The organism is Mycobacterium sp. MMS18-G62 (genome assembly GCF_053877835.1).
Map to the genome: position 1 here is coordinate 2024950 of NZ_CM132662.1, position 23925 is coordinate 2048874.

The following is a 23925-nucleotide window of genomic DNA, read 5'->3' on the forward strand; positions in this document are numbered from 1 at the left end:
GGTGCGTCAGACCCTTTCGCTGACCGATAGCGCCGCGTTGATCGCATCGACCCGGTCTTTGGCGTCACCGAACAACATCTGGGTGTTCTCGCGGAAGAACAGCGGGTTCTGCACGCCGGCGTAGCCCGAGGCCATCGACCGCTTGAACACGATCACGTGGGCGGCGTTCCACACCGTCAGCACCGGCATTCCGGCGATCGGGCTGCCCGGGTCTTCTGCCGCGGCCGGGTTGACGGTGTCGTTGGCGCCGATGACCAGGACGACGTCGGTGCTGTCGAAGTCGTCGTTGATCTCGTCCATCTCCAGCACGATGTCGTAGGGCACCTTGGCCTCGGCCAACAGCACGTTCATGTGGCCGGGCAGGCGTCCGGCGACGGGGTGGATGCCGAACCGGACGTCCACGCCGCGGTCGCGGAGCTTGCGGGTCAGGTTGGCAACGCCGTACTGGGCCTGGGCCACGGCCATGCCGTACCCCGGCGTGATGATCACCGAATGGGCTGACTCGAGAAGTTCGGCCGCGCTTTCGGCCGTGATCTCCCGATGTTCTCCGTAGTCTTTGTCGTCGGCCGGACCGGCCTCGATCCCGAAGCCGCCGGCGATCACGGAGATGAACGAACGGTTCATCGCCTTGCACATGATGTAGGACAGGTAGGCACCTGAGGACCCGACCAGCGCGCCGGTGATGATCAGCAGATCGTTGCCGAGCAGGAAGCCCGACGCCGCCGCGGCCCAGCCCGAATAGCTGTTGAGCATCGACACCACCACCGGCATGTCGCCGCCGCCGATCGAGGCGACCAGGTGCCAGCCGAGCAGCAGCGCAAGCACAGTGACCACCGCCAACAGCCACAGCTGCGGGTCGATCACGAACCAGACGGTCAGCGCGGCGAAGACGACGAGCGCGCCGACGTTGAGGAAGTTCTTGCCGGGCAGCATCATCGGCGCGGACTTGATGCGGGCCGAGAGCTTGAGGTTGGCGACGATCGAGCCGGTGAACGTCACGGCGCCGATGAAGACGCCGATGACGACCTCGGCCGAGTGGATGCCGAGCATGCCCTCGTGATGAAGAAGCGCGGCCTCGGATCCGGCAAGGTCATGTTCGACGTGCATATAGCCGTTCCAGCCGACCAGCACCGCGGCCAGGCCGACGAACGAGTGCAGCAGCGCGATCAGCTCGGGCATGCCGGTCATCTCGACGACCTTGGCGCGCCACAGCCCGATCGCGGCACCGATGGCCATGGCGCCGGCCAGCAGCGCGATGCCAACGGGTTCGATGTGACGGGCGAACGCCAGCGCGATCGTTGCTATCAGGGCGACCGCCATTCCGGCGATGCCGAACGTGTTACCGGCCCTGGATGTTTCATGCTTGGACAGCCCGGCCAGCGCGAGGATGAACAGTATGGCCGCGACGACGTACGCCGCGGTTGCGATGGTTTCCAGTGTGAACAAGATCTAGCTCCTCGTGAACATGGCCAGCATGCGGCGGGTCACGGCAAAGCCGCCGAAGACGTTGATGCTGGCGAGCAAGATCGCCAGTGTTGCCACCGCGGTGACGACGACATTGCCGTGCCCAACTTGCAGCAGCGCACCGACGACGATGATCCCGGAGATCGCGTTGGTCACCGACATCAGCGGGGTGTGCAGCGCGTGGTGCACGTTGCCGATCACGTAGTAGCCGATCACGATGGCCAGCGCGAACACCGTCAGGTGTACCTGCAGCGCGGCCGGCGAGAGCGCGATCAGCGCGAAGAGCACGGCCGCTGCGGCGAAGGTCAGTCCGAGGCGTCGCCCGATGGTCATGGGCTTTTTGTCCGGCTTCTTCTCCACCGGCGCAGCAGGGGTGACAGCCGGGGCGGCGGACACCTGCACAGGCGGCGGCGGCCAGGTGATCTCGCCGTCGCGGACCACCGTCACCGAGCGCTGAACCACATCGTCGAAGTCGAGGATGAGCTTCCCGTCCTTCTCGGGGGTGAGCAGTTTGAGCAGGTTGACCAGGTTCGTGCCGTACAGCTGTGACGCCGTGGCGGGCAGCCGCCCGGCCAGATCGGTGTAGCCGATGATCGTCACGCCGGTATCGGTGACGATCGCCTGGTCCTTGACGGTGCCCTCGACGTTGCCGCCGTTGGCGGCGGCCATGTCGACGATGACGCTGCCGGGCTTCATCGAGGCCACCATGTCGGCGTTGATGATGCGCGGTGCCGGCTTACCAGGGATCAGCGCGGTGGTGATGACGATGTCGACGTCCTTGGCCTGCTCGGCGTAGAGCTGCGCCTCGCGGGCCTTGTAGTCGTCGTCCATCTCCTTTGCGTAGCCGGTGGCCGACACCTCGGCCTCCGGTGACTCGATCGAAAGGTATTCTCCACCAAGGGATTTGACCTGATCTGCGACCTCGGGCCGGGGATCGGTGGCGCGCACGATCGCGCCGAGGCTGCCTGCCGCGCCGATAGCCGCCAGGCCGGCCACGCCGGCGCCGACGACGAGCACCTTGGCCGGCGGGACCTTGCCGGCAGCGGTCACCTGTCCCGTGAAGAACCGGCCGAACTTGCCGGCAGCCTCGATGACGGCGCGGTAGCCGGCGATGTTCGCCATCGACGACAGCACGTCCAGTGACTGGGCCCGGGAGATACGCGGAACAGCGTCCATGGCGAGCACGGTGATCGGCCGGGTGGCGAGTTGCTCGACGAGCTCCGGCTTCAGCGCGGGCGAAATCAGGCTGATCAGGGTGGCGCCGTCGCGCAGGGCGGCGATCTCCGCGTTGTCCGGCGCGTTCACCTTGAGCACCACGTCGGCCGTCCAGACCCGCTCGGCGGACCCGACGCTGGCACCGGCCTCGGTGAACGCCGCATCGGAGATGCTCGAGGCGGCACCCGCGCCGGTCTCGACCACTACCTCGTAGCCCAGCTTGATGAGTTGGCCGACCGTCTGCGGCGTCGCGGCGACGCGCGTTTCGCCAGGCAGCGACTCTCTCGGGATCCCGATGATCATCGAATTCGATCCGATCTAGGTTTCTGTCACGGTCCGGTCGGGGGGCGAGAAGGCCCCCCGGCACAGCTCGTCGTGGGACGAGTGGAATACGTCAGTGTAAGAGTTGACAGAAATCGCCCGCGTGTCCTGTGGGTGACTCGCCCGCGATCAGCGCCGAACGTGGGTTACCGTCACGTTCTCGTCGCGTTGAGTGTGCGGGTAACCCACGTTCGCGGGCGCCGTTGGGGGTCCACCCAATAAAACTCGGGCTGAGCGCAGACCTTCAGGGAAGGGTCTCGTCCCGGTACCAATACCGGGTGTCCGTATTCGTCGATATCGCGCCCGACGAGTCGCTCGTTGACTCGCCGGCGGCCGTCGCGCCGTCAGGCAAATGGCGTGGCCGGCTGGCGAGAGCCGCGTTGCCGCTGCTCTCGCTCGTCGTGTTCTTCGTCGTGTGGCAGCTCGTCGCGGCAAGCGGTATCTGGAATCAGACGTTCGTGCCGTATCCCAGCACGGTCTGGCGTGCCTTCCTCGATGTCTCGACCACACACGACGGCACCCGCGGCTACGCCGGTTACCTGCTGGCCGAACACCTCTATATGACGCTGCGCCGGGTGTTCGCCGGCGTCGTGATCGGCGTCGCCCTCGGCGTGCTGCTCGGCCTCGTCATGGGATCGATCAGCTGGGTGCGCAGCGTGCTCGAGCCCTGGCTGACCTTCCTGCGTGCGCTGCCGCCGCTGGCGTACTTCTTCCTGCTGGTGATCTGGCTCGGCATCGACGAGGCGCCCAAGATCACGCTCCTCGCGCTCGCCGCCCTGCCGCCCGCCGCGGTCGCCACCACCGCCGCGGTGCTGGCCGCGCCCGTCGGGCTCACCGAAGCCGCCCGCGCACTGGGGGCCTCCCGCGGCGAGGTCATCCGCGACGTCGTCGTCCCGTCCGCGCTGCCGGAGACGTTCACCGGCATCCGGCTCGCAGTCGGCATGGCGTACTCGTCGGTGGTCGCGGCCGAACTGTTCAACGGCCTGCCCGGCATCGGCGGACTCGTCAAAGACGCAAGCAACTACAACAACACCCCCGTCGTACTGGTCGGCATCTTCGCGATCGGAATCTCGGGTCTGATCATCGACGGTCTGCTTCGCGCCATCGAACGGCGCGCTGTCCCCTGGAGAGGAAAATTATGAAACTGAAGGCGCTTATCGCGGCGGTGGCCGTCACGGGGCTGGCGTTGGCCGGCTGCTCGGTCGACCGGTCAGGGCAGCAGGCCGACAAGCCGACGATTCGCCTTGGCTACCAAAGCTTTCCGAGCGGCGACCTGATCGTCAAGAACAGCCGGTGGCTGGAAGAAGCCCTGCCCGGCTACAACATCAAGTGGACGAAGTTCGACTCAGGTGCCGACGTCAACACCGCGTTCATCGCCAAGGAACTCGACTTCGGCGCGCTGGGTTCCAGTCCCGTCGCGCGTGGACTGTCCGCACCGCTCAACATTCCCTACAAGGTCGCGTTCGTGCTCGACGTCGCGGGCGACAATGAGGCGCTGGTGGCCCGCAACGGCAGCGGCATCAACACGATCACCGACCTCAAGGGCAAGCGGATCGGCACACCGTTCGCGTCGACCGCCCACTACAGCCTGCTCGCCGCGCTATCGCAGAACGGGTTGTCCGCCAACGATGTTCAGCTCGTCGACTTGCAGCCGCAGGCCATCTTGGCGGCGTTCGACCGCGGCGACATCGACGCCGGCTACTCATGGCTGCCCACGCTCGACCAGCTGCGCAAGGACGGCAAGGACCTGATCACCAGCCGCCAGCTCGCCAAGGACGGCAAGCCGACGCTGGACCTCGGTGCGGTGTCCGACGAATTCGCCAACGCGCACCCCGACGTCGTCGACATCTGGCGCCAGCAGGAAGCCCGCGCGCTCAAGCTGATTCACGACGATCCGGCCGCCGCCGCCAAGGCGATCGCCGCTGAGATCGGGCTGAGCCCAGACGAAGTCGCCGGCCAGCTCAAGCAGGGCGTATACCTGACACCCGATCAGGTCGCCTCATCGGAATGGCTTGGCGCCGAAGGCGAACCAGGCAACATCGCGGTCAACCTGCAGAGTGCGTCGCAGTTCCTCGCCGAACAGAAGCAGATTCCGTCGGCGGCGTCACTGCAAACCTTCCAGAACGCGATCTACACCAAGGGCTTGCCCGGTGCCATCACCCAGTGACGGCACCATCCGGGTAAGCAACGTCAGGCACCGCTACGGCCGCGGGCGCAGCGAGGTCACCGCGTTGGGACCGGTGGACCTGACCGTCGACCCGGGATCGTTTCTGGTCCTCGTCGGCGCGTCGGGCTGCGGCAAGAGCACACTGCTGCGGCTGCTGGCCGGCTTCGAGTCGCCCAGCGAGGGCTCGGTGGCGGTGTCCGGGTCGACCCCGACGCCGGGCGTGACGGCGGGCGTGGTGTTCCAGCAGCCGAGGCTGTTCCCGTGGCGCACGGTCGGCGGCAATGTCGACTTGGCGCTCAAGTACGCGAAGGTGCCACGGGAGCGACGGGCGCAGCGACGCGATCAGCTTCTGGCCCGCGTCGGCCTCGAGGGCACGGCCGACCGCAAGATCTGGGAGATCAGCGGCGGGCAGCAGCAGCGCGTGGCGATTGCGCGGGCGTTGGCCGCGGAGACGCCGTTGTTTCTGCTCGACGAGCCGTTCGCGGCGCTTGACGCGCTCACCCGCGAGCGGCTGCAGGAAGACGTTCGTCAGGTCAGCGCGGAGTCCGGTCGCACGACGGTGTTCGTCACCCACAGCGCCGACGAGGCGGCGTTCCTCGGCTCGCGGATCGTGGTGCTGACCAGGCGGCCGGGCCAGGTGGCGCTGGATCTTCCTGTGGACCTGCCGCGCACCGGCGTAGACCCCGACGAGCTTCGTCGCTCGCCCGAATACACGGAGTTGCGCGCCGAAGTCGGGCGCGCGGTGAAAGCTGCTGCCGCTTAGCGGTTAGACCGGGGGATAGGCCGGTGGTGGGTAGACGCCGCGAAGGATCCAGGCGAACCAGTTGAAGCCGTACTCGACCTCGTCGCTCGCGTCATAGTCCGGATTCGGATCCATGTGCTCACCCTCTCGCGTAACGGCCGCTTCCCGCTGAAGTCTAGACCCGGCGCCACAGCCGCGACAGCCCGAAGACCTAAACTGTCCAACCAGTTGATTGATGCCTGCTTATAGTGAATCGCCATGTCCGAAGCCACCAACGGGATGACCCGCCGCGAGGAGCTGCTTGCCGTCGCGACCAAGCTGTTCGCCGCGCGGGGCTATCACGGCACCCGGATGGACGACGTCGCGGACGCGGTCGGGCTGAACAAGGCGACGGTGTACCACTACTACGCCAGCAAGTCGCTGATCCTGTACGACATCTACAAGGGCGCCGCGGACTTCACCGTCGACGCGCTGCACGACGATCCGACGGCGTCGGCGCGCGAGACGATCTACCACTTCACCCGGCGGTTGCTCGTCGGCATCGCGGGCAATATCGAGCGCGCGGCCGTGTACTTCCAAGAGGGTCCCTACATCACCGAATGGTTCACCGAGGACCAGGTCGCCTACATCCGCGAGAAGGAAACCCAGGTCTACGAGCACGTGCGCGACGTCATCGATCGCGGTATCGCCAGCGGCGAGTTCTACGACTGCGATTCCCACGTGCTGGCGCTCGGCTACATCGGGATGACGCTCGGCTCGTACCGCTGGCTGCGACCGCAGGGCCGGCGCACCGCACAGGAGATCGCCGAGGAGTTCAGCACGGCGCTGCTGCGCGGCTTGATCCGCGACGAGACCGTGCGGGTGGAGTCGCCATTGGGCATCGACGTGCAGCGCACGGTGTAGTCGCCCTAGAACTCAAAGCGGTTCAACACGTCGTAGTTGCGCATCGGCGTCGCCCACATCAGCCGATAGACAAGGCGTTGCGGGGTGAACGGAATCGACTCGTAACCAGCGATTGTGGAGACCTGCTCCACGAATCGGAGGCCAGGTTTCCAACGCTCGATCTCGCGTGCGTCGCGGAGGCCCCATTTGACGATGCCGTTGGTGAACAGCTTCGAGAGCCGCGGGCCGGCAGGCGACAGCGTGTCGAATAGAAGTCCGCCATTGCCGAATCGGTCGGTCAGCCGTTGAAGAAGTTCGCGGACTTCACGCTCGGTCAGATACATCACGAGCCCTTCGGCGACGACCAATGTCGGCCGGCCTGTCGGTATCTGCTCAAGCCACCCGGGATCGTTCACTGACGAGCCGATCATGCGGTAAGCGTCAGTCTCGTCGTAGACCTTGCGCCTGAGCTCGATGACGCCGGATTGGTCGAGGTCGAACCACTGCACGGTCGGTGGCGGCTGGATGCGAAACGCCCGGGTGTCCAGACCGCAGCCGAGGTGTAGCACGACCGCATCCGGGTGTCTGCCCACAAAGTCGGCGGTCCAATCGTCGAGCTTCTTGGCGCGTAGTGCCACCAGGAACTGGTTCGCCCATGGTTGGGCAGCTCGGTGCAACCCTTTGAAGTCGTAGTCGATGCGTTCGAGCGCTTCGGCCGCCGCGTGGTCGCCCAAAATCGGCCGCGGCGAACGGCTTTCATATGCTCGCAGGTACAGGGTGACCAGATTCGTCCACTCCACCGAGCCCCACCCGACGGAGCCGAAGTCCACCTTGGCAGTCGTCACGATGTCCTCCTCTCCGCCAGCATGCCACGCGCCGAGACTGCGGCCAGATCGTCAATTCCCCGAATTTCGCGATCTGTTCGCAGTCTGGACGAAGATGGACACGTGAAGTCCACCCTGCTGTCCAGGCGCGACATCGACTTCCTGCTGTACGAATGGCTGCGGGTCGACGAGCTGACCAAACAAGAGCGATTCGCCGACCATTCACGCGAGACGTTCGACGGTGTCCTCGACCTGTCCGAACAGCTGGCCAGCCGCTACTTCGCACCGCACAACAAGAAGAGCGACGCGAACGAGCCCAGCTTCGACGGCGACAAGGTCACCGTCATCGACGAGGTCAGGGAGGCGCTCCACGCGTTCGCGCAGGCCGACCTCATCGGCATGGGGATGGACTACGAACTCGGCGGCGCGCAGCTGCCCGCGACCGTCGCGCAGGCCGCTTTCGCGTGGTTCTCTTCCGCGAACATCAGCACGACGGGCTACCTGATGCTGACCATCGCCAACGCCAACCTGCTGGCCAAGTTCGGCAGCCCCGACCAGATCGACGCGTTCTTGCGGCCGATGCTCGCCGGACGATTCACCGGGACGATGGCGTTGTCGGAAACCCAGGCGGGCTCGTCGCTCGCCGACATCACCACGCGCGCCGAACCGCAGGACGACGGCTCCTACCGGCTGTTCGGATCGAAGATGTGGATTTCGGGCGCCGAACACGAGCTCACCGAGAACATCGTCAACCTGGTGCTGGCGAAGATTCCCGGTGGCCCGCCAGGAACAAAGGGCATCTCGCTGTTCATCGTGCCCAAATACCTTGTCAACGCGGACGGCTCCGTCGGTGAACGCAATGACATGGTGCTCGCCGGGCTGAACCACAAGATGGGTCAGCGCGGCATCACCAATACGGTGCTGAACTTCGGCGAAGGCAAGTTCCGTCCCGGCGGCAAGCCTGGCGCCGTCGGGTACCTCGTCGGTGAACCGCACCGCGGCATCACCTACATGTTCCACATGATGAACGAGGCGCGCCTTGGCGTCGGCATGGGCGCGGTGTCGCTGGGCTACACGGGCTATCTCAAGTCGCTGCAATATGCGCGCGAACGGCCGCAGGGCCGGCCGGTGACGGCCAAGGATCCGTCAGCTCCGCAGATCCCGATCATCGAGCATGCCGACGTCAAGCGAATGCTGTTGGCGCAGAAGGCCTATGTCGAAGGCGGGCTGGCATTGGCGCTGTACTGCGCCAAGCTCGTCGACCTCGGCGACAACGACGATCTACTCGACATCCTCACGCCGGTCGCCAAGAGCTGGCCGTCGCAGTGGTGCCTCGAGGCCAACAACCTCGCCATCCAGGTGCACGGCGGCTACGGCTACACCCGCGAGTACGACGTCGAACAGCACTACCGCGATAACCGGCTCAATCCCATTCACGAGGGCACCCACGGTATCCAGAGCCTGGACCTGTTGGGCCGCAAGGTGACTCAGCGTGGCGGCGCAAGCCTGACCGCGCTCGGCGATGCGGTGACCCAGACGATCACCTCTGCCAACGCGGTAGGCGGTGAGCCGAGTGAGCTTGCCGCACAGCTGGACTCGGCCTGGCATCGTCTCGTCGATGTCACCGCGACGATGTTCGGCTCCGGCGACATCGAGGGCGCGATGGCCAACAGCGTCATCTATCTCGAAACATTCGGGCACATCGTCGTGGCGTGGATGTGGCTGGAGCAACTGCTGGCCGCCCACGGGTGTACCGGCGACTTTTACGACGGCAAGCGCCAAGCCACGCGCTACTTTTTCCGCTACGAACTGCCCAAAACAGCACCTGCGCTGGACCTTTTGCGGAGTGTGGACCACACCACACTCCAAATGCGCGACGAGTGGTTTTGACTCGGCCCGAATCGGGAAGCCGTCCGCGGGTATGTCTATGACACTTGAGAACCTCGGACACTGGGCTCTCACCAAGGGCCTGCACATCCTGTTGGTCGTCGTATTCGCGCTCATTGCGACGCGGGCAATCAGATGGATCGCGGGGCGCATCAGTCGGCGATTCGATCGAACGGACACCAGCGACGCGGTGGTACGCCCGGAGAGCGTCAAGCACCGCCGTGCCGTCGCCTCGGTCATCTCGTCGGTCGCGATCGCGCTGCTCTATGTGATTGTCGCTGTCGACATCGCCAATCAGCTTGGCCTGCCGGTCGGTTCGCTTGTGGCACCGGCCGCGGTCTTGGGTGCCGCGCTTGGCTTCGGTGCGCAACGCATCGTCCAGGATCTGCTCAGCGGCTTCTTCATCATCACCGAGAAGCAGTACGGGTTCGGCGATCTGGTCGAGCTGTCGGTCACCGCCGGCGGCGCCGCCGTCGGCACCGTCGAGGACGTCACGCTGCGTGTCACCAAACTCCGCACCAGCGACGGTGAGGTGTACACCGTGCCCAATGGTCAGATCGTCAAGGCACTCAACATGTCGAAGGATTGGGCACGCGCCGTGGTCGACGTTCCGGTGTCGACGTCGGCCGATATCAACCGTGTCAGCGACGTGTTGAGCGACGTCGCGAAGACCGCCATGCAGAACGACGGACTGCCTGATCTGTTGCTCGACGAGCCGTCGCTGATGGGCGTCGAGAGCATCGAGGTCGAGACCGTGAATCTGCGCATGGTGGCGCGGACCCTGCCTGGCAAGCAGTTCGAGGTGGGGCGCGAGCTGCGAGCACTCGTCGTTGCGGGGTTGCGCCGCGCCGACATTGCCACGTCCGGCGCGGTGTCTACTCGAAGCTGATGAGCTGCCGGACGGCCTTACCGTCGGCCAGTTGATCCATGCCGGAGTTGATGTCGTCGAGTGCGATCGTCGCCGAGACTAGTTGTTCCACGGGCAACCGGCCTGCCCGCCACAGCTCGACGAACTTCGGGATGTCGTGTGACGGCACGGAAGAGCCTAGATAGCTGCCGATCAGCGAGCGGCCCTCCGCGACGAATCCCAAGGGCGACACACTGATTCGTGCATCTGGCGGAGGTAGACCGACGGTGACGGTCCGGCCGCCGGGCGCTGTCAGCGCGATCGCGGTCTCCAGGGCGAGCGGATGCCCGACGGCCTCGACGACGACGGCACCCTTGAGCCCCCGCTCGACAGCCTCGTCGGGTGTGTACGTCTCGTGGGCGCCCATGGCGCGCGCCCGGTCCAGCTTGTCGGGAAGCCGATCGACGCCGACGACGCGAACATCGTCGTGTGCCAGCGCCGTGAGGATTGCGGCCATGCCGACACCGCCGAGTCCGACGACGATGACGGTCTGACCAGGCCGTGGCAGTCCGGCATTGATCACGGCGCCGCCGCCGGTGAGCACGGCGCAGCCCAGCAGCGACGCGACGACGGGCGGCACGTCGGCGGGAACCGGCACCACGGAGGTGCGGTCGACGACGGCGTACGTCGCGAAGCCGGAGACGCCGAGGTGGTGGTGGACCGGTTGGCCGTCGCGACTGAGTCGTCGGCTTCCGCTCATCAGCGTGCCCGCCGTGTTGGCGGCGCTGCCGGGTTCGCAGGGAGTCAGCCCATTGGTGGCGCAGGCCGCGCAGTGGCCGCACCGCGGCAGGAATGTCATCACAACGCGTTGTCCGACAGGCACATCCGAGACCGCGGAGCCGGCCTGCTCGACGACTCCGGCGGCCTCGTGGCCGAGCAGCATCGGCACGGGCCGGACCCGGTTTCCGTCGACCACCGACAGGTCGGAATGGCACAGACCCGCGGTCTCGATGCGCACCAGCAGTTCGGTGTCGCCGGGCGAAGCCAAGTCGAGCTCGCCGACGGACAGCGGCTTCGACTCGGCGTAGGGCCTCTTGCGTCCGATCTCTTCGAGCACGGCGCCGCGGATCCTCATGGCTACCAGCCTGCCTTCACTGGGAGACTGCTGCCATGGGCAGCGCCGAGCAACCACTGACAAGCCGAGACTTTCCAGTGCACTGGCCGGTGTCGACGCGGTGGACGGACAACGACATGTTCGGTCACCTCAACAATGCGGTCTATTACGAACTCTTCGACACGGCGATCAACGGGTGGATCAACACGAACTGTGGAATTGACCCACTCGCGGTGCCGTGGCTTGGTGTGGTGGCCGAATCGGGCTGCCGGTACTTCGCCGAGCTGAAGTTTCCCGATCCGCTCGTCGTCGGGCTTGCGGTCAGCCGGCTGGGCAACAGCAGCGTGACGTACCGCTTGGCGCTTTTCCAGGCCGATCGTCCGCTCGCGGCGGTCGGGCACTGGGTACACGTTTACGTCGACAGGAGCACGCGGCGACCGGTGCCCATCCCGGAGGTGATTAGGTCGCTGCTCGAATCGATATGCTCGGCCAATGCCGCTCGTCAGCAAGACAGTTGAGGTCGAAGCCTCCGCCGGATCGATCATGGCCATCGTCGCCGACTTCGAGTCGTACCCGCTGTGGAACGAGGAGATCAAGGGCTGCTGGGTGCTGGCCAGATATGAGGACGGCCGTCCGAGCCAGCTGAGACTGGACGTTGTGGTGCAGGGACAGGCAGGCACCTTCATCACGGCGGTCTACTACCCGGGCGAGAACCAGATCTACACCGTGCTGCAGCAGGGGGACCACCTCGAGAAGCAGCAACAGAAGTTCTCGGTGGTGCCGATCGGGGCGACGTCGCTGCTGACCGTCGACCTCGACGTCGAAACCAAGCTGCCGATCCCGAAGCCGATGGTGAAGAAGGCCATCGCCGACACGCTCGATTACCTGGCGGACAACCTCAAGACCCGCGCCGAACAGTTGGCCGCGACGTAGCTTTACGCGCCCAGCGCATCCCAGAACGCGTCCGCGTCGCCGTTCTGGCTTGAAATCATCGCAGCTTCGGAACGAAGCGCAAGCACTCGTTGATGGATCCGATACTCCGTAGAACGGGGCATCTCACCTGGGCCATACCGTCCGCGTTTGAGCCGGACAACCCGGCCGTGGGTGATCTCGTGGCGCAGGGCATCCGACACCACCTTCGACGACCGGCCGGGAATGTCGAAGCCCTGGAAGTCCAGAGCGTCGAGGAGGTCGGCGACGGTCGAAGAACCATGCTGGAACAGATACATAGTGAGCGCATAGCGAAGCTCGATGCCCCGCAGTTGGCGTTTGTAGATCATGGCGTGACGCTGTCACGGCCGGCTGACATCGATGGCGCGGTCTCCTGGGGTGGTGTTGCTGTGTGCCCGCCTCGCGGCGACAAAGTCGTCAGTGGCGACACAGTCGCCGATAGCCGGGCACAGAGCAGTCATAGGGTCGGAGCAACGCAGCCGGCGCCGCGTCAGCTCCACAACCCGATTTCGTCGAGCCGCGCGATCAACCGCGCAGCCCCGTCGGCGAACTCGCCGCTCGTCAGCCGCACCACGGTGTCCACATCGCGCCGGCGCAGCGCCGCGATCAGTTCACGGTGGCCTGCCACCGCCATAGCACCCCAGCCCTTGTCACCGGCGTAAACCTGCCCCGGTAGATAGCGCGCCACATGTAACAAGAACCACGCCAGTTTGATGCGGCCCGTCGAGCGGTTGAATGCACGGTGGAACGCGAACTCCGCCGTGGCGACCTCATCCGGGTCGCCGTGATCGATTGCCGCTGCGAGGCCATCGTTCAGCCGTTCCAGTTCGTCTATCTCTTCATCGCTGATCCGCTGCGCCGCCGTCGCGGCGAGTTCCTTGGCGATCGTGGCCTGCAGCCAAAAGATGTCCTCGATGTCACCGCGCGTCAGCGGCACCACGACGTGCCCGCGATGCGGCTCGAGCTGCACCATGCCTTCGCCCCGCAGCGTGCGCAGCGCCTCGCGCACCGGTGTGATGCTCACCCCAAGGGCCGCCGCGGTCTCATCCAGCCGAATAAAGGTGCCTGGGCGCAGCGTGCCGGTCATGATGTCGGTGCGTAAACGGGCGGCGACCTCGTCAGACAGCTGTTCGCGTCGCACCGCACGCCGCGGCCGGGGCCTGGCTCTGGCGGGTGCATTCATTGCGTTCTCCGGTCTATCTGGCGTGGGGTTGTCCCCGAGCCGCCGAGGCCATAATGTGACCGGGGCAACACCATGTTTGATCAAATATCAACTAGGCGCAACCCAGGCAGATGGAGCCGACCTGTTGACGGAGCCCTACCCCACCGAGCAGCCGTATCTCGCACGCCGGCAGAACTGGACCAACCAGCTCGCGCGGCACGCCCTGATGCAGCCCGACGCCACGGCGCTGCGGTTTCTCGGCCACACCACCACATGGGGTGAGCTCGACGAGCGGGTGACAAGGCTGGCCGGTGCGCTGGCCCGCCGCGGAGTGGCCTTCGGGGACCGCGTGCTGGTCCTGATGCTCAATCGCACCGAGTTCATCGAATCCGTCTTGGCGGCCAACAAGCTCGGCGCCATCGCGGTGCCCGTCAACTTCCGGATGACCCCGCCCGAGATCGCGTTTCTGGTCGGCGACTGCCAGGCCCGCGTGGTGATCACCGAACCCGTGCTGGCCAAGGTCGCCACCGCGGTCCGCGACATCGACCCGACGCTGTCCACGGTCGTCGTCGCCGGCGGCGGCACCGACGATGAGGTCATCGGTTACGACGACCTGCTCACCGAGGCCGGGGATGCCCCCGAACCCGTGGACATCCCCGACGATTCACCTGCGCTGATCATGTACACGTCAGGCACCACCGGCCGGCCGAAAGGCGCGGTGCTCACCCACCTCAACCTGGCCGGACAGGGCATGACCAACCTGTTCACCGTCGGCGCCGACATCAACAGCGACGTCGGCTTCATCGGTGTCCCGCTCTTCCACATCGCCGGCATCGGCAACATGATCAGCGGGCTGATGCTCGGCCTGCCGACCGTGCTGTATCCACTCGGGGCGTTCGACCCAGGTGCGCTGCTGGACGTGCTCGAAGCCGAGAAGGTGACGTCGATCTTTCTTGTGCCCGCGCAGTGGCAGGCCGTGTGCACCGCGCAGAAGGCCAATCCTCGCCAGCTGCGGCTGCGAGTGCTGTCGTGGGGCGCCGCGCCCGCATCGGACACGCTGCTGCGCGACATGTTCGAGACCTTCCCTGGGACACAGATCTTCGCCGCGTTCGGGCAGACCGAAATGTCGCCGGTGACTTGTATGTTGTTGGCGCAGGACGCAATTCGTAAACTCGGGTCGGTCGGCAAGGTGATACCGACCGTAGCGGCGCGTGTCGTCGACGAAAACATGAACGACGTTCCCGTCGGCCAGGTCGGCGAGATCGTCTACCGGGCGCCGACGCTGATGGCCGGCTACTGGAACAACCCCAAGGCCACCGCCGAGGCGTTCGCGGGGGGCTGGTTCCACTCCGGTGACTTGGTCCGCCAGGACGAGGAAGGCTACGTCTGGGTCGTCGACCGCAAGAAGGACATGATCATCTCCGGCGGAGAGAACATCTACTGCGCCGAGGTCGAGAATGTGCTCGCCGGCCACCCCGCGATCGTCGAGGTCGCGGTGATCGGGCGACCGGACGAGAAATGGGGTGAGGTTCCGGTCGCCATAGCGGCGGTAACGGAATCCAATCTCAGCCTGGACGACCTTGACGGATTCCTCACTGAACGGCTCGCGCGGTACAAGCATCCGAAGGCTTTGGAGATCGTCGACGCACTGCCCCGCAACCCCGCTGGCAAAGTACTGAAAACGGAACTGCGAGCGCGCTTCGCCGTAGCGAAAACGATTGACGCTCGCGAAAGTTCCACTCCGCCAACGGTTTCTGCTGCGGCACAAGAGATTTAACGGACGGGGGCGAGTTTGCTAACGGTTACGGGCACAATCCTGCCGATGCGGTGCACACGCGCGTACCGATCGGGTACAGTCCTGTGGTCCGTCTTACTACCGACCAGTAGGGAGACGGCAGTCACACAGACGGGGTTGGGGCAAGGAGGGGGCGTGCGACACGGGCTGCCGCTGCGCCACGACACTCGCAGTTTCGTCGTGGGAGTGCACCGGTGACGGCGTCGACCGGTGTGGTCGGATACGTCCGCGACCAGACCAGGCCTGCCCTCACGGCGGTCGGCGGCTTCGTCCGCATGTGCGTGCTGACCGGCAAGGCGCTTTTCAAGCCGCCATTCCAATGGCGTGAGTTCATCCTGCAGAGCTGGTTCTTGATGAGGGTGGCGTTCCTGCCCACTCTCGCGGTGTCCATCCCGCTCACCGTGCTCCTCATCTTCACGTTGAACATCCTGCTCGCGGAGTTCGGTGCCGCGGACGTCTCGGGTGCCGGAGCGGCGATCGGCGCCGTCACCCAGCTGGGTCCCCTCGTCACCGTGCTCGTGGTCGCCGGCGCGGGTTCCACGGCGATCTGCGCTGACCTCGGCGCCCGCACCATCCGCGAAGAGATCGACGCGCTCGAGGTGCTCGGAATCGATCCGATCCACCGTCTGGTGGTGCCACGCGTCGTCGCTTCGACGTTCGTCGCTGTGTTACTCAACGGCGCCGTGATCACCGTCGGCCTGGTGGGCGGCTTCATCTTTGGCGTGTATCTGCAGAACGTTTCCGCAGGCGCGTACGTCTCGACGCTGACACTGATCACGGGCCTGCCCGAGGTGGTGATCTCAATCGTCAAGGCCGGCACCTTCGGGCTGATCGCCGGACTGGTCGGGTGCTACCGAGGCCTTACCGTTGCCGGCGGCGCCAAGGGCGTGGGCACCGCGGTGAACGAGACGCTGGTGCTGTGCGTCATCGCCCTGTTCGCAGTCAACGTGGTGCTGACCACGATCGGTGTCCGCTTCGGAACGGGGACCTGACGTGTCGACTATTCAGGTTCTGCGATCACGATTCCCACGGGGAGCCGCGCGCACCGAGAAGTTCGTCGGCGCGCCGGCGCGCGGACTGGACGGCATCGGGCACGTCGCCTGGTTCGTCGTCACCGCGATCGGCTCGATCGGGCATGCGGTGCGCTACTACCGCAAGGAGATGCTGCGCCTGATCGCCGAGATCGGGATGGGCACCGGCGCAATGGCTGTCATCGGTGGCACCGTCGCGATCGTCGGTTTCGTCACGCTGTCCGGTTCGTCTCTGGTCGCGATCCAGGGGTTTGCGTCACTGGGCAATATCGGCGTCGAGGCGTTCACCGGCTTCTTCGCCGCGCTCATCAACGTGCGCATCGCCGCACCGGTGGTCGCGGGGCAAGCCCTGGCGGCAACGGTCGGTGCCGGCGCCACGGCCGAGCTGGGTGCGATGCGCATCAGCGAGGAGATCGACGCGCTCGAGGTGATGGGCATCAAGTCCGTCTCGTATCTGGTCTCGACGCGGATCGTGGCCGGCTTCGTGGTGATCATCCCGCTGTACGCGATGGCGATCATCATGTCGTTCCTGTCGGCACAGGTCACCACGACGTTCTTCTACGGCCAGTCGATCGGCACCTACGAGCACTACTTCCGGACATTCCTGCGTCCCGACGACGTGTTCTGGTCCTTCGTTCAGGCGGTCATCATCTCGGTGATCGTGATGCTCAACCATTGCTACTACGGCTATTTCGCCAGCGGCGGACCGGTCGGTGTCGGCGAGGCCGTTGGCCGGTCGATGCGCGCCTCACTGGTCGCGATCGTCTGCGTGGTCCTGTTCGCATCGTTGGCGCTCTACGGCGTCGACCCGAACTTCAACCTCACGGTGTAGCCCATGACCGCACCTATCAACGAGCCCCGCACCCCGCCGTACAAGCTGGCGGGGTTGGTGTTGGCGCTGATCACTATCGCCGCAATCGTGCTGGTGTACTTCCAGTTTCGCGGCGACTTCCTCAAACGCGAACAGCTGACGATGATCTCGGCGCGGTCCGGCCTGTCGATGGACCCCGGTGCGAAGGTCACCTTCAACGGCGTGGAGATCGGGCGAGTCGCCAAGGTCAACGAGGTCAGCGTCGGCGGCGAGCCCAGGGCGAAGATCACGCTGAACGTCGATCCCAAATACCTGCAGCTGATTCCGAAGAACGTCAATGCCAACATCAGCGCCACCACGGTGTTCGGCAACAAGTACATATCGTTCTCGTCGCCGAAAGACCCTGCGAAGGAACGCATCAAGACCTCCGACGTGATCGACGTGACGTCGGTGACCACAGAGTTCAACACGCTGTTCGAGACGGTTGTATCTGTCGCTCAGCAGGTGGACCCGATCAAGCTCAACCAGACGTTGACCGCAACCGCCCAGGCCCTCGACGGGTTGGGGGATCGCTTCGGGCAGTCGATCATTCACGGCAATGAGATCCTCGACGACATCAATCCGCAGATGCCGCAGATCCGACGCGACAACCAACTGCTGGCCAGCCTCGGCGACGTGTACGCCAACGCCGCGCCGGATCTGTTCGACGGTCTTCAGAACGCGGTGACGACCGCCCGCACACTGAACGAGCAGCAGGGCAACATCGATCAGGCGTTGATGGCCTCCGTTGGTTTCGGCAACACCGGCGCCGACGTCTTCGAACGCAGCGGGCCGTATCTGGTGCGCGGTGCCCAGGACCTGATCCCCACATCGGAACTGCTCGACAAGTACAGCCCGGCGTTGTTCTGCACGATCCGCAACTTCCACGACGTTGAGCCCAAAGTCGCGGCATCGCTGGGCGGCAACGGCTATTCGCTGCGCACCACCACCGAACTTGTTGGTGGGGGTAACGCCTACGTGTACCCGGACAACCTGCCGCGGGTGAACGCCAAGGGCGGACCCGAGGGCAGGCCCGGTTGCTGGCAGCCGATCACTCGCGACCTGTGGCCCGCGCCGTACCTGGTGATGGACACGGGCGCATCGATCGCGCCGTACAACCACCTGGAACTCGCCTCGCCGTTTGGGTGCGCCGGGCTGCCGCCGTGCATCATTCCCCTTCTCCCAGCACCGATACCGATCATCGCCCCCGGGATCGAATACGTCTGGGGCCGCCAGTTCGGGGAGAACACGATCAACCCATGAAAATCACCGGTACCGCTGTCAAGCTCGGCATCTTCTCACTGGTGCTGCTGCTGTTCACCGCGATCATCATCGTGGTGTTCGGGCAGATGCGGTTCGACCGCACCACCGGGTACACGGCCGTCTTCTCCAATGCGAGTGGTCTGCGGTCGGGCCAGTTCGTTCGGGCCTCCGGCGTCGAGGTCGGCAAGGTCACCGAGGTCCAATTGATCGACGGCGGATCGAAGGCCGAGGTCCATTTCAGTGTGGACCGCTCACTGCAGCTGTTCGACGGGACGACGGCTTCCGTCCGGTACCTGAACCTGATCGGTGACCGGTACATGGAGCTCAAGCGCGGCCAGAGCGACAAGCGCATGCCCGCAGGCGGCACCATCCCGATCGAGCGCACCGAGCCCGCACTCGACTTGGACGCGTTGATCGGCGGCTTCCGGCCCGTGTTCCGCGCGTTGGACCCGAACAAGGTCAACAACATCGCGCAGTCGATCGTCACGATCTTCCAGGGTCAGGGCGGCACCATCAACGACATCCTGGACCAGACCGCGTCGCTCACCTCCGCGCTCGCCGATCACGACCAGGCGATCGGTGAGGTGATCCGCAACCTCAACACCGTGCTCGACACCACGGTCAAGCACCAGAAGCAGTTTGATGAAACATTGCAGAACTTCGAGCAGCTGATCACCGGACTGAAGAACCGCAAGGATCCGATCGCGAGTTCGGTGGCGAACATCAGCGACGCGGCGGGCACCATCGCCGACCTGCTCGCCGACAATCGACCGCTGCTGCAGAGCACGATCACCAACTTGGAAGGCATCCAGCAGCCGCTGGTCGACCAGAAGGACCAACTGAACGACATCCTCGTCAAGCTGCCGACGGCATTCAAGATCATCGGCCGCGCCGGCGGCATCTATGGCGACTTCTTCAACTTCTACGCCTGCGATATCTCGTTGAAGCTCAACGGGTTGCAGCCCGGAGGGCCGGTGCGCACCGTCAAGCTCACTTCGCAGCCATCGGGTAGGTGCACGCCGAAATGAGGACGCTCGAGGGGTCGAACCGGATCCGCAACGGGTTGATGGGCATCATCATCCTGGTCATCGTCATCGGCGTGGGACAGAGCTTCGCCAGTGTGCCGATGCTGTTCGCGACGCCGACGTACTACGCCCAGTTCGCCGACACCGGCGGCATCGGCAAGGGTGACAAGGTCCGCATCGCAGGTGTGGACGTCGGCCGGGTGCGCTCCATGACTATCGACGGGGACAAGGTCGTCATCGGCTACTCCCTGTCAGGCACCCAGATCGGAACCGAAAGCCGGGCGGCCATCCGCACCGACACCATCTTGGGCCGCCGCAACATCGAGATCGAACCGCGCGGCTCGAAACCGTTGCGCGCCAACGGAATTCTTCCGCTGGGTCAGACCACCACCCCGTACCAGATCTACGACGCGTTCTTCGACGTGACGAAGGCCGCCTCGGGCTGGGACACCCAAATGGTGAAGCGGTCGTTGAATGTCCTGTCGGAAACCATCGACCAGACGTACCCGCATCTGAGCGCGGCGCTTGAAGGTGTGGAGCGGTTCTCCGACACCATCGGCAAGCGCGACGACCAGATCAGGCAACTACTGGCCAACGCCAACAAGATCGCCGGAGTTTTGGGTAGCCGCAGCGCGCAGATCAACCAGCTGCTGGTGAACGCTCAGTCGCTGCTCGCGGCGATCAACCAACGCAACTACGCCGTCAGCCTGCTGCTCGAGCGGGTGGCGTCCTTCTCCGAACAGGTGAAGGGCTTCATCGATGACAATCCGAACCTGAATCGGGTGCTGGAGCAGCTGCGCACCATCAGCGACGTCCTGCGGGATCGCAAGTTCGATCTGATGGACACGCTGTCGACGGTCGCCAAATTCGTTGCGTCACTTGGTGAGGCGGTCTCCTCGGGCCCGTTCTTCAAGGTGTTGTTGGCGAATCTGCTGCCCTACCAGATCTTGCAGCCGTTCGTCGACGCCGCATTCAAGAAGCGAGGTATCGACCCGGAGGAGTTCTGGCGTAACGCCGGTCTGCCGGCCTGGCGGTTCCCCGATCCGAACGGCGCGCGATTCCCGAACGGCGCACCGGCGCCGGGTCCGGCCGTTCTGGAAGGCACACCGGAGAACCCGGGTCCGGGCGTGCTCAAGGGTTCGCCGTGCTCTTACACGCCTCCGATCGATGGCTTGCCGAGGCCTGGCGATCCGCTGCCGTGTTCGCATTTGACCACCGGTCCGTTCGGCGGGCCCGAATACCCGCCGCCGGACGTGGTCACGTCCGACCCGAATGTGAACGGCCCGGGCTTCACACCGGGTGTGCCATCGGCCGCCATTCCGGGTCAGTTGCCACCGGATATGCCCGGTGTGCCCGCACCGATCGCACCCGGTCCGCCGGGAGCTCGCACGGTGCCCGTCGGCCCGTTGCCGCCACAGCCGCCGGACTTCACGCCGGGCATCGCACCGCTTCCACCGGCGTTGACGGGTCCGCCGCCGCCACCCGGACCCGGTCCGGAGCTGGCGCCGGCCCAGGTACCCCCGTTGCCAGGCAACCCGCCGTACCTCCCGCCCGGATCGCAGCAGGAGGGCTGAACCGATGTCGACCATCTTCAACGTCCGCAGCCTGAAGCTGCCGAGCGGCGTTTCGCGAGCTTCGGTGATCATCGGAGCGCTGATCGTCGTCGTGGCTCTCGTCGCGGGCATCGTCGGCTGGCAGCTGTACAAGAAGCTGACCAACAACACCGTCGTCGCCTACTTCACGGACACCCTCGCGCTGTACCCCGGTGACAAAGTCCAGATCATGGGTGTCAAGGTCGGCTCGATCGACAAGATCGAGCCCGCCGGCGACAAGATGAAGGTGACGTTCCACTACGAGAACAAGTACAAAGTTCCCGCCAACGCCACCGCATCGATCCTCAACCCCAGCTTGGTTGCGTCGCGCAACATCCAGCTGTCCCCGCCGTACACCGGCGGTCCCGTGATGGGGGACGACGCGGTCATCCCGATCGACCGCACACAGGTGCCGGTCGAGTACGACCAACTGCGCGACTCGATCAACCGGATCCTGACCGACCTCGGGCCCACTCCCGAGCAACCGAAAGGCCCGTTCGGCGACATCATCGAATCCGCCGCCAACGGGTTCGCCGGCAAGGGCCAACAACTCAACAAGACACTCAACTCGCTGTCCGAGGCGCTGTTCACCCTCAACCAGGGCCGCGGCGACTTCTTCAGTGTCGTCAAGAGTCTGGCGTTGTTCGTCAACGCTCTGTACAAGAGCGATCAGCAGTTCGTCGCCCTGAACGACGATCTGGCGAAGTTCACCAACTCGTTCACCAACACCGACCGGGAGTTGGCGAATGCGCTGAAGGACCTGAACCAGCTCTTGACGACGACCCGTCAGTTCATCAACAAGAACGGCGAGGTGCTGACGCACGACATCAACAACCTGGCCGAGGTCACCAACGCCATCCTGCAGCCCGATCCGCTCAACGGTTTGGAAACCGCCCTACACGTGTTTCCCACGCTCGGCGCCAACCTGATGAACATCGTGTCGCCCACGACCGGCGGCGTCATGGGCTTGCCCACCATCGCCAACTTCGCAAACCCAATGCAGCTGGTTTGCAGCGCGATTCAGGCCGGTAGCCGGCTGGGGTATCAGGAGTCCGCCGAACTGTGTGCGCAGTACCTGGGCCCGATCCTCGATGCGATCAAGTTCAATTACCCGCCGATTGGTATCAACCAGTTCATGACGGCGATGACGCTGCCCAAGACGGTCACGTACTCGGAGCCGCGTCTGCAGCCCCCTGGGGGCTACAAGGACACCACGGTGCCCGGCGTCTTCTCGCGCGACACGTTGTTCTCGCACGGCAACCACGAGCCGGGCTGGGTCGCCGCGCCCGGCATGCAGGGCATCGACGTGCAGCCGTTCACCGCGAACATGGTGACGCCCGAGTGCCTCGCCGAACTGATGGGCGGACCCGACTGCGTGATTCCAGGTGCACCGCCGGCGTTCGGAGCCCCGCCAGGGGGCAACTTGCCCGGCCCGCCGGACTCGTACAACGAGAACAACCCGCTGCCGCCGCCGTGGTATCCGCAGCCGGGACCGCCGCCGCCGCCCGCGCCGGGCGTGATACCGGGCGATCCTGGTGGTTCGCCACTGTCCGCGCCTGCGCCCGCCGCCGGGCCCGGCCCAGGGCCCGCCGCCCCCGCCGGACCGCCGCCCGCGGGCCCGCCGCTACCCGCTGAGTCAGGTGGTTAAGCATGCGTAAATGCAGCCGAATCGCCAGCCGTGCCCTCGCGCTCGTCATGGTCGCGTTGGTGCTGAGCTCGTGCGGATCCTGGAAGGGCATCGCCAACGTCCCGCTGCCGGGTGGCCCAGGCACGGCATCCAACAAGATGACGATCTACGTGCAGATGCCGGATACGTTGGCGCTCAACGTCAATAGCCGCGTACGTGTGGCCGACGTGTACGTCGGCAGGGTGCGGTCGATCGAGCTGAAGAACTGGGTCGCCACGCTGACACTCGACCTGCAACCGGATGTGAAGCTTCCGGCGAACACGCTGGCCAAGATCGGACAGACCAGCCTCCTGGGATCGCAGCACGTGCAGCTGGATTCGCCGCCGGACCCGCAGGGGCAGCTGCACAACGGTGACACGATTCCGCTGAAGAACGCCTCGGCGTTTCCGACCACCGAGCGGGTGCTGGCCAGCATCGCCACCATCTTGCGTGGCGGCGGCATCCCGAACCTCGAGGTGATCCAGACCCAGATCAACAACCTGCTCGATGGACGGGCCGACCAGATCCGGGAGTTCCTCAACAAGCTGGACACCTTCACCGACGAGCTCAACAAGCAGAGCCAAGACATCACGCACGCAATCGATTCCACGAACCGGTTGTTGACGATCGTCGGTCAGCGCAATGAAACCCTCGATCAGGTACTCACTGAATTCCCGCCGCTGATCAAGCATTTCGCGGACACCCGTGATCTGTTCGCCGACGCAGTGGAGGCGCTGGGTCGGATCAGCGTGGCGGCCGACAACGCGTTGGCTCCGGCCAGTGACCCCCTGCATACCGACCTGCAGAACCTCCAGCGGCCGCTCAAGCAGCTGGGCCGCGCGTCGCCGTACCTGGTCGGTGCGCTGAAGCTGATGCTCACGGCACCGTTCTCGATCGAGAACGTGCCGAAGGTGGTTCGCGGCGACTACCTCAACGTGTCGCTGATGGTCGACTTGACGCTGTCGTCTCTCGACAACGGCTTCTTGACCGGTACCGGCATCTCCGGAATGCTGCGCGCACTCGAGCAGGCATGGGGACGCGATCCGGAGACGATGATCCCGGACGTGCGGTTCACGCCGAACCCGCACGACGTGCCGGGCGGACCGCTGGTCGAAAGGGGTGAGTGA

General features: G+C 65.2%; 22 protein-coding genes and 1 pseudogene. 16 read left to right on the plus strand and 7 right to left on the minus strand.

The window, feature by feature from the left end; all coding sequences use genetic code 11:
- Positions 1–6: 6 nt before the first annotated feature.
- Together pntB and ACWW36_RS10150 are read right to left on the minus strand one after the other, a co-directional pair.
- A complete protein-coding gene (gene pntB, locus ACWW36_RS10145) occupies positions 7–1446 on the minus strand; it encodes a Re/Si-specific NAD(P)(+) transhydrogenase subunit beta (RefSeq protein ID WP_456141413.1) in 1440 nt (479 codons plus the stop codon).
- 3 nt (positions 1447–1449) lie between these two features.
- Positions 1450–2982, minus strand: a complete 1533-nt coding sequence (locus ACWW36_RS10150) for a Re/Si-specific NAD(P)(+) transhydrogenase subunit alpha (RefSeq protein WP_456141414.1) — start codon at positions 2980–2982, stop codon at positions 1450–1452.
- 296 nt (positions 2983–3278) lie between these two features.
- Between ACWW36_RS10150 and ACWW36_RS10155 the strand changes: the two genes are divergently transcribed.
- The 3 genes from ACWW36_RS10155 to ACWW36_RS10165 are packed head-to-tail and all read left to right on the plus strand — an operon-like array spanning position 3279 to position 5930.
- Positions 3279–4142: an ABC transporter permease gene (locus ACWW36_RS10155; protein WP_456141415.1), complete on the plus strand. Its 864-nt coding sequence runs from the start codon at positions 3279–3281 to the stop codon at positions 4140–4142.
- A complete protein-coding gene (locus ACWW36_RS10160) occupies positions 4139–5167 on the plus strand; it encodes a taurine ABC transporter substrate-binding protein (protein WP_456141416.1) in 1029 nt (342 codons plus the stop codon). Before ACWW36_RS10155 ends, ACWW36_RS10160 begins: the two co-directional genes overlap by 4 nt.
- Complete coding sequence (locus tag ACWW36_RS10165) at positions 5151–5930, plus strand: ABC transporter ATP-binding protein (RefSeq protein WP_456141417.1); 780 nt, start codon at positions 5151–5153, stop codon at positions 5928–5930. The genes ACWW36_RS10160 and ACWW36_RS10165 overlap by 17 nt, the downstream gene beginning before the upstream one ends.
- A gap of 3 nt (positions 5931–5933) precedes the next feature.
- Here the strand turns inward: ACWW36_RS10165 and ACWW36_RS10170 are convergent.
- Positions 5934–6041 (minus strand): annotated as a pseudogene (locus tag ACWW36_RS10170) (CAP domain-containing protein); the annotation flags it as partial.
- Between the two features lie 126 nt (positions 6042–6167).
- Here ACWW36_RS10170 and ACWW36_RS10175 point away from each other — a divergent pair.
- On the plus strand, positions 6168–6812 hold the full coding sequence (locus tag ACWW36_RS10175) for a TetR/AcrR family transcriptional regulator (protein WP_456141418.1): 645 nt from the start codon (positions 6168–6170) through the stop codon (positions 6810–6812).
- Positions 6813–6817: 5 nt separating this feature from the next.
- Here the strand turns inward: ACWW36_RS10175 and ACWW36_RS10180 are convergent, their stop codons facing one another.
- Positions 6818–7639: a class I SAM-dependent methyltransferase gene (locus ACWW36_RS10180; RefSeq protein ID WP_456142433.1), complete on the minus strand. Its 822-nt coding sequence runs from the start codon at positions 7637–7639 to the stop codon at positions 6818–6820.
- 99 nt (positions 7640–7738) lie between these two features.
- Here ACWW36_RS10180 and ACWW36_RS10185 point away from each other — a divergent pair, with 99 nt between their 5' ends.
- The gene (locus ACWW36_RS10185) at positions 7739–9505 is read left to right on the plus strand and encodes an acyl-CoA dehydrogenase (protein ID WP_456141419.1); all 1767 of its coding nucleotides are present in this window, start codon (positions 7739–7741) and stop codon (positions 9503–9505) included.
- Between the two features lie 31 nt (positions 9506–9536).
- A complete protein-coding gene (locus tag ACWW36_RS10190) occupies positions 9537–10391 on the plus strand; it encodes a mechanosensitive ion channel family protein (protein ID WP_456141420.1) in 855 nt (284 codons plus the stop codon).
- Here the strand turns inward: ACWW36_RS10190 and ACWW36_RS10195 are convergent.
- Complete coding sequence (locus ACWW36_RS10195; protein ID WP_456141421.1) at positions 10378–11484, minus strand: alcohol dehydrogenase catalytic domain-containing protein; 1107 nt, start codon at positions 11482–11484, stop codon at positions 10378–10380. The two genes, ACWW36_RS10190 and ACWW36_RS10195, sit on opposite strands and share 14 nt — an antisense overlap.
- 35 nt (positions 11485–11519) lie before the next feature.
- Here ACWW36_RS10195 and ACWW36_RS10200 point away from each other — a divergent pair, with 35 nt between their 5' ends.
- Both ACWW36_RS10200 and ACWW36_RS10205 read left to right on the plus strand, forming a co-directional pair.
- Complete coding sequence (locus ACWW36_RS10200) at positions 11520–11981, plus strand: acyl-CoA thioesterase (RefSeq protein WP_456141422.1); 462 nt, start codon at positions 11520–11522, stop codon at positions 11979–11981.
- On the plus strand, positions 11956–12396 hold the full coding sequence (locus ACWW36_RS10205; RefSeq protein WP_456141423.1) for an SRPBCC family protein: 441 nt from the start codon (positions 11956–11958) through the stop codon (positions 12394–12396). Before ACWW36_RS10200 ends, ACWW36_RS10205 begins: the two co-directional genes overlap by 26 nt.
- A 2-nt stretch (positions 12397–12398) precedes the next feature.
- Here ACWW36_RS10205 and ACWW36_RS10210 read toward each other — a convergent pair whose 3' ends face one another.
- Positions 12399–12743 (minus strand): hypothetical protein, encoded by a 345-nt coding sequence (locus ACWW36_RS10210; protein WP_456141424.1) that lies wholly within the window; start codon positions 12741–12743, stop codon positions 12399–12401.
- A gap of 161 nt (positions 12744–12904) precedes the next feature.
- Complete coding sequence (locus tag ACWW36_RS10215; RefSeq protein ID WP_456141425.1) at positions 12905–13597, minus strand: GntR family transcriptional regulator; 693 nt, start codon at positions 13595–13597, stop codon at positions 12905–12907.
- 121 nt (positions 13598–13718) lie between these two features.
- Between ACWW36_RS10215 and fadD5 the strand changes: the two genes are divergently transcribed.
- The 8 genes from fadD5 (at position 13719) to ACWW36_RS10255 (ending at position 23925) form a co-directional block, all read left to right on the plus strand.
- Positions 13719–15353, plus strand: coding sequence for a fatty-acid--CoA ligase FadD5 (gene fadD5, locus ACWW36_RS10220; RefSeq protein ID WP_456142434.1), 1635 nt, complete (start codon positions 13719–13721; stop codon positions 15351–15353).
- 212 nt (positions 15354–15565) lie between these two features.
- A complete protein-coding gene (locus ACWW36_RS10225) occupies positions 15566–16363 on the plus strand; it encodes an MlaE family ABC transporter permease (RefSeq protein WP_456141426.1) in 798 nt (265 codons plus the stop codon).
- A 1-nt stretch (position 16364) separates the two neighbouring features.
- The gene (locus tag ACWW36_RS10230) at positions 16365–17234 is read left to right on the plus strand and encodes an MlaE family ABC transporter permease (protein WP_456141427.1); all 870 of its coding nucleotides are present in this window, start codon (positions 16365–16367) and stop codon (positions 17232–17234) included.
- A gap of 3 nt (positions 17235–17237) precedes the next feature.
- Positions 17238–18515, plus strand: coding sequence for an MCE family protein (locus ACWW36_RS10235; RefSeq protein WP_456141428.1), 1278 nt, complete (start codon positions 17238–17240; stop codon positions 18513–18515).
- Positions 18512–19543 (plus strand): virulence factor Mce family protein, encoded by a 1032-nt coding sequence (locus ACWW36_RS10240; RefSeq protein WP_456141429.1) that lies wholly within the window; start codon positions 18512–18514, stop codon positions 19541–19543. Before ACWW36_RS10235 ends, ACWW36_RS10240 begins: the two co-directional genes overlap by 4 nt.
- Positions 19540–21114, plus strand: a complete 1575-nt coding sequence (locus tag ACWW36_RS10245) for a virulence factor Mce family protein (protein ID WP_456141430.1) — start codon at positions 19540–19542, stop codon at positions 21112–21114. Before ACWW36_RS10240 ends, ACWW36_RS10245 begins: the two co-directional genes overlap by 4 nt.
- 4 nt (positions 21115–21118) lie before the next feature.
- On the plus strand, positions 21119–22780 hold the full coding sequence (locus ACWW36_RS10250; protein ID WP_456141431.1) for a virulence factor Mce family protein: 1662 nt from the start codon (positions 21119–21121) through the stop codon (positions 22778–22780).
- A gap of 2 nt (positions 22781–22782) precedes the next feature.
- Positions 22783–23925, plus strand: a complete 1143-nt coding sequence (locus ACWW36_RS10255; RefSeq protein ID WP_456141432.1) for a virulence factor Mce family protein — start codon at positions 22783–22785, stop codon at positions 23923–23925.

Bases quoted from the DNA above. Each gene is read 5' to 3' on its own strand.
- ACWW36_RS10215 (WP_456141425.1), bottom strand. From the start codon at position 13,597: ATGAATGCACCCGCCAGAGCCAGGCCCCGGCCGCGGCGTGCGGTGCGA.
- ACWW36_RS10200 (WP_456141422.1), top strand. From the start codon at position 11,520: ATGGGCAGCGCCGAGCAACCACTGACAAGCCGAGACTTTCCAGTGCAC.
- ACWW36_RS10195 (WP_456141421.1), bottom strand. From the start codon at position 11,484: ATGAGGATCCGCGGCGCCGTGCTCGAAGAGATCGGACGCAAGAGGCCC.
- ACWW36_RS10175 (WP_456141418.1), top strand. From the start codon at position 6,168: ATGTCCGAAGCCACCAACGGGATGACCCGCCGCGAGGAGCTGCTTGCC.
- ACWW36_RS10150 (WP_456141414.1), bottom strand. From the start codon at position 2,982: ATGATCATCGGGATCCCGAGAGAGTCGCTGCCTGGCGAAACGCGCGTC.
- ACWW36_RS10205 (WP_456141423.1), top strand. From the start codon at position 11,956: ATGCCGCTCGTCAGCAAGACAGTTGAGGTCGAAGCCTCCGCCGGATCG.
- ACWW36_RS10190 (WP_456141420.1), top strand. From the start codon at position 9,537: ATGTCTATGACACTTGAGAACCTCGGACACTGGGCTCTCACCAAGGGC.
- ACWW36_RS10235 (WP_456141428.1), top strand. From the start codon at position 17,238: ATGACCGCACCTATCAACGAGCCCCGCACCCCGCCGTACAAGCTGGCG.
- ACWW36_RS10210 (WP_456141424.1), bottom strand. From the start codon at position 12,743: ATGATCTACAAACGCCAACTGCGGGGCATCGAGCTTCGCTATGCGCTC.
- ACWW36_RS10245 (WP_456141430.1), top strand. From the start codon at position 19,540: ATGAGGACGCTCGAGGGGTCGAACCGGATCCGCAACGGGTTGATGGGC.
- ACWW36_RS10255 (WP_456141432.1), top strand. From the start codon at position 22,783: ATGCGTAAATGCAGCCGAATCGCCAGCCGTGCCCTCGCGCTCGTCATG.
- ACWW36_RS10160 (WP_456141416.1), top strand. From the start codon at position 4,139: ATGAAACTGAAGGCGCTTATCGCGGCGGTGGCCGTCACGGGGCTGGCG.
- ACWW36_RS10250 (WP_456141431.1), top strand. From the start codon at position 21,119: ATGTCGACCATCTTCAACGTCCGCAGCCTGAAGCTGCCGAGCGGCGTT.
- ACWW36_RS10240 (WP_456141429.1), top strand. From the start codon at position 18,512: ATGAAAATCACCGGTACCGCTGTCAAGCTCGGCATCTTCTCACTGGTG.